The 6,035-nt window shown below is 64.2% G+C and carries 2 protein-coding genes; both read left to right on the forward strand.

What is annotated here, in order from left to right:
* Positions 1 to 171: 171 nt before the first annotated feature.
* Complete coding sequence (locus B3V69_RS01285; RefSeq protein WP_296443063.1) at positions 172 to 3,489, forward strand: DUF6603 domain-containing protein; 3,318 nt, start codon at positions 172 to 174, stop codon at positions 3,487 to 3,489.
* Positions 3,490 to 3,522: 33 nt separating this feature from the next.
* A partial coding sequence (locus B3V69_RS01290) for a hypothetical protein (protein WP_296443064.1) occupies positions 3,523 to 6,035 on the forward strand: 2,513 nt, incomplete at its 3' end.

Consider the following 6,035-nt stretch of genomic DNA (forward strand, 5'->3'; position numbering starts at 1 on the left):
ATGTTTTTCCGCTTTGTTTGATCCAGTCGATATATTCTGGCTTTTCAGATCGCATGGGACTTGCGAATTGTCAAATCGTCCGTGCGGGAAAGTCGGTCGGGTGGTTGACACGGTAAAAAGTTGTACTGAGAATTCCCTCAGCGCTATTTGGCGCTCCTGGGAGGGGATCACATGGCCAGTACCGCTGACAAGGTGTTTTTGCGTGTATTCAAGTGGTTGCAAGCCACGGTTGCCGCACTGGAGGCCGACCTGCAAGTTGGCGGTCCGCCGGCTCTGGTGGCACCACTGGTGGATGCCTTGCGTACCCGGCTCGGTCTTGAACTCAACCAGACGGCGGCCACCATTGATCCCGCTGGGTTCAACGCCAGTCACGCCGAAGCCCAATCCCTGGCCACCGCGACGATGGTGGTGGGTGAAACGCTCGCCGCGCTGAAAACCGTGGGCGAGTTGCTGGCCCACATCGGCGATGGCAATATTGGCTTGACCGACCTGTCGAAAGTGATTCAACAAATTCACCGAATCACCTCGGCCGACCCCGGTAAGCCGCCCAGCGCCTACTCGGTGGCGAAGTTGCTGCTGATCCTGAGCGGTGACGCCGACGAACCCGATGCCAAGCCACCCGCCCGGCGGCTGGTCTATTTGCTCAAGGGTGCCGATCCTGCCGGCAACACACTCTCGGCAGCGCAGGTCGACGAAGGGCAAATGGTCCTCGGCCTGGCCATCATGGCCATCGGCACCATCCTTGACCGCTCGTTCAGCGCGCGCAACCTCGACGATGCCAAAGGTTGGCTGACGCCCAAGGCCCCCGACATCCCGCTGCCCGCGCTGCTCGGCGCCAAGACCTATTCGCTGACGCGCAGCGACGACGCCAGCAAGAAACTCGACCTGCGCCTGGGTTACGACCTGCCGCAAACGCTGTACGCCGAACTGCTGACAACCTTGGCGACGAAAGAAGGCGTGGGCCAGGATTTTGAGCTGGTGCTCAAGGCTGACGGCCAGATCAAGCTGCAACTCGACCTGCCGCCCTTAGGGCTGCCGCTGCCGCCCCTGACAGCCCCGACGCTGACCGGCACTTCGGAGATCAGCATTTTGTTCAAACGTAGCAAGCCGCTGATTCTGGGTGACCTCGATAAAACGCACTTCAAGATCGGCCAGTTGTCGGGCGGATTCACGCTTAAAAAGCTCGACCCCCTGGTCGAGTTCGACCTGAAGGACAGCACGCTGGTACTCAAGGTCGGAGACGACCCTTTCCTGGGCGCCGTACTCGGTGAGCAGATCGAGGTCGCCTTGACTTTGGGGCTCATCGCGGACATGGGTGGGGGCCTGCGCCTGAAGGACGGCACCGGGCTCAAAGCGACCATTCCGCTGGAGAAAATTCCCAACAGCCCGGTGCAAATTCCATTTCTGACCTTCGAGCTGAAGAAGGCCGACGACCTGAACAAAATCGACATCGAACTGTCGGGTTCGTTCCAGGTGCAAATCGGCCCGTTCTCGGGCTCGATCGACCGCTTGGGCACCCTGCTGCGGCTGGATGATCTGCTGGCGGGCGTCACCGCGCCCCAATACGACTTGAAACCACCCTCGGGCGCTGGTCTGGCGATCGATGCGGGCATCGTCAAGGGCGGTGGCTTCCTGTTGTTCGACCCGGACCGCGGCGAGTACGGCGGCATTCTGGACATCCGCATCGCCGCCATTGGCGTCAAGGCGATCGGGCTGCTGTCCACCAAGAACCCCGGCGGCTGGTCGCTGTTGCTGATCATTACCGCGCAGCTGCCACCCATCCAGCTCGGCTTTGGCTTCACGCTGACCGGCATTGGCGGACTGCTGGGCGTGCAGCACACGGTCAGCATCGACACCTTGTCCCAAGGCCTGTCCAGCGGCTCGCTGGACAACTTTTTATTTCCACAAAATCCGGTGGCCAACGCGCCGCAGATCATCAGCCAGCTGCGCACCATCTTTCCGTTCAAGGCCGGTGGCTTCGTGATCGGGCCCATGCTGGAGCTCGGTTGGGGCACGCCCAGCCTGGTGATTGCCCGCGTGGGCGTTTTGATCGAGGCCAGCCAGATCGCCTTCGTCGGCCAGGTGATCGTGCAGCTGCCGCCCTTGGTGGACAAGTCACTCGCCATCCTGCGCCTCGAAGTGGACTTTGCCGGTGGCATCGTGTTCGACCCGCTCAAAATCTGGTTCGACGGCGTGCTGCGCGATTCGCGCGTGGTTTTCATCTCGCTCACCGGTCAGTTTGCGTTCCGCGCCATTTTTGGCGACAAGCCCAGCTTCCTGATCAGCGCTGGCGGCTTCCATCCCCGCTTTACCGACTTGCCGCCGGGCTTGCCCAGTCCGTTCCAGCGCATTGGCGCCGACCTGTCGATCGGCATCGTCGGCATGCAGTTCCGGGGCTACTTCGCCGTGACGTCCGCCACCGTGCAGGGCGGCTCGGCCATGCGCGTGTGGGCCGACATCGGTATCGCCAGCTTTGAAGGCGGCTTTGAGTTCAACGCCATCATCTACATCGTTCCCAAGTTTCGCTTCGAGGTGGACTTGCACGTCTGGGCCTGTGTTGAAGTATTTAGCATCGACTTCGCCAGCATCGACCTGTACGGCCTGTTCGCCGGGCCGGGCCGCTGGCACGTCGTCGGCCGCGCCGAGATCCACACCCCGTGGCCGCTGCCGGACTTCAGCTTCCATGTGGACGAGAGCTGGGGTGAAGACCGCGCCACCACAGTGCGCAAGCTGTCGCTCGCGCTGGAGCTCAAAGCCGAAATCGAGAAACCGGGCAACTGGTCAGCGCAACTGCCTCAGGCGGGCGACGCCTTTGCCACCTTTGCCAAACTGCCCGACATGGCGGGCGTTCTCGCGCACCCGAACGCGGTGCTGCAGTTCGTTCAAAAGCGCATGCCGCTGGCCAAGAAGCTGGCCAAGCTGGGCACCGATGGCATCGACGGTGAAACCGAGATTGCCATTGACCAGATCCTGTTCGGCATCATCGCCAAAGCGGCCGACAAAAAGCTGGACGACAACTTCTCCGCCGCGCAGTTCTTCAACCTGAACGAGGACGAACTGCTCACCAAACCTTCGTTTGATCGCTTTGAAGCGGGGTTTGAGGTCGGCCAGCGCGACTATTTGTTTGGGTTAGCGCAGAGCGATGTATTCGACTACGAAGAACTCAACCTTTCCACGACACCCAAGCCCGAGTCGGCGCTGTCGCTGGCCGCGCTGACGGAAGCGGGTCACCTGGGCTGGGCCAAGTCCCTGAGCGCGGCCGGGCGCTCCGAGCTGCGCCGCGGCGCCAAGCTCAGGCCCGAGATCGAGGTCAAGATTGGCGTCAACTCGCCGCCGCTGCAGACCATCGACAAGGCCAGTGGCACCCTCGTCGGCACCGCGCTGGGGGGCGCTGCCGCGCACTCCTACTGGGCAGCCGAAGACCATGCTTTGGCCAGCGGTAAAGCGCTGCAGGTGGTCGAATCGTTTGAGACCCTCCAGGCGTTTTGACCTGGCCCTGAACCGCACACAGGAGTCACTTCCATGGCCACCAGCACCGCCGTTGCCTACCAGTTCATGCCCTGGGTCCGCCGCGGCCTGACCGTGGCACTGACACAAATCGACTCGCTCGGCGCAGACCCGCTGCAAAGCGCACGCGCCACCGCGCAGATCGGACTCACCTTGGCCGGCGCCAACGCGGGCACGGCCATCACACCGCTGGCGATGCACCTGTATGGTCCGGGCGACGTGATCGCGATCGACACCCGCCTCGTGCTGCGCACCGACCCCAAGCCGAACATGCGCAACTACGAGCCCAATTACCTGGCCATCGTGGACTTTGATCCCCCCGACTTTCCATGGATGCTGACCCCCGCACTCGCCAACAACGACGGCCGCTTGCGTCCCTGGCTGGTGCTGGTGGTTCTGGAGCGCACGAAGACCGGCGCGCCCAGGATGCCACCGCAGGGCCCGCTGCCCACGGTTCGCGTGCAGGCCGCCGATGTCAAAACGGAACTGCCCAGTTTGGACGAATCCTGGGCTTGGGCGCATGCGCAGGTGGTCAGCAAGGCCAGCGACGCGGGCGCTATGCAGGCTGACTTGCAACACGACCCGGCCAGCAACGCATCGCGCCTGGTCTGTCCGCGCCGACTGGAGCCGAACAAGGACTATGTGGCCTGCGTGGTGCCCGCTTTTGAGCCCGGGCGGCTGCGCGGGCTCGGCCTGGCAGAGTCGAAGCCCGATGCGATGGCCGCACTCGCACCCGCCTGGGACACCAGCGTGCAGGGCGACGTGTTGCTGCCGGTCTACTACCACTGGGAGTTTTCGACCGGGCCGAGCGGCGACTTTGAATCGCTGGCACGCCGATTGAAGACGCCCGGCGCCTACAAAAACAACCCCGAGATCGCCACGCTGCTGTCGCACGTCGGCACGGCACCGATGGGCGTGGATGCGCTCTTGACCGGCTTCGAACCGGGTGCCCAGGCGACGATGGAAGGCGCGCTGGTTCCGCTGAGCTACACGCCGGGTTCGCCGCCGGATGGGACGCAGGCCGACAGCCTGGCGATCATCGTCAACACGCCGCAGGAGAATGTTGTCAACCCGGTCGGCGACGCGGCGGGCAAGCGCCTGGAGGTCAAGCCGCAGATGGTGGGTGCCTGGCATGCCAAGAAGCACCTGGTGACGGACGCCGAGCTGGCCCAGGCGAAATTGGAACAGGCCAAGCACTGGGTGAGCGGGCTGAACTTGAACCCGCGCTATCGCGGTGCTGCGGGTTATGGCGCTGAGGTCGTGCGGCAAAACCAGGAAATCTTTGTCGATGCGGCCTGGGACCAAATCGGCGACATCCTGAAGGCTGAGATGACGTTCAACCTGACGCGGCTGGCGATCGAAGCACAACGCGCGCTCAAGGCCAAGCATTTCGACACGCTGTCGCCCGAGCGGCTGCTGCAGGTGATGGGTCCGGCCTTGCCGCGCATCGAGGCGCTGGCGGGCAACGGCACGGCCTACCGCATTGGGGGCCACCTGGGTTCGCTAGGTGGCCAGATCGACCGCTCCAGCCTGCCGGCGGCACTCACCGACACCGCACTGCGACGCGCCGCCACACCGCAACGCCGCACCCTGCGCATGGCGGCTCGGCTGTCTGGAAAGCTGTCTGCGCTGGCGGCGCAGAGCACCCGCTACGTGGGGGCCATGGCCACCGGCAGCAGCCGCAGCGCGGCCTTCCAGGTCAACGCTTTCGTACCCGATGGCATCCTGAGTACCAAGGCCTTCGACACAGTTGATCTGCTGGGTGATGACAAGCGCGCGCTTGATTTGAGTGCATCGGGTTTGGGCACCCAGTTCACCGTCGGGCAGGTGCGTCAACTGCTGGCGGCAGCGAACGAATCGACGACGGCGCTGCAACAGCGCGGCGTACCGGACCTGAAGATTCGCGTCGGCCAGCATCTGGGTGTGTTCACCGACCTGCACGTCCAGCGCTTTGGCCAGTTGGTCAGTGCCATGCCGACGGTGCAGTCAACCGACTGGCGCGTCATCGCGCAGACGGTGGAGTCGCTCGGCAAACGCGGCGTGGAGGGGGTTCTGGTCGAGGCCAGCCGCGAGCACGCCACACTGCAGTTCAGCACCATGCGACTCGACGCGCGCAACGGCGCGCTCAAGCTGGACCGGGCGCTGTTCCGCCAGCTCGACGCCTCCAGGCGCGAGATGGCGCCGCCCGCCCGCCGGGTGGCGCAAGCGCGGGCACTCAGCGGCGTCAGCCTGGGCAGCGTGCGCATCGCCGATGCCCGCAAGTTCAGCTCCGCCGGCGTGTTCGCGGCCTTGCCGGTGAATGCCGTGCAGTCGGCTGTGGCAGGCGCCGTGTCGTCCAATTTTTCGGTCAACGACAGTTTTGAGCTGGTTGCCGCACACGCTGGTGCAGCGCTGCCCGCGGTGGCGACACTGACACTGCCCGCGGCGTTGCGCACGCGGGAAATCCTCAACCGTTACGCCGTGGCCACGCGTGGCACCCAGCAGCTTTGGCGCGATGCCTATGCCCTCAGCCATGTCGATGTGCAGCC

Source organism: Rhodoferax sp. UBA5149, from assembly GCF_002413825.1.
Taxonomy (GTDB): domain Bacteria; phylum Pseudomonadota; class Gammaproteobacteria; order Burkholderiales; family Burkholderiaceae_C; genus Rhodoferax.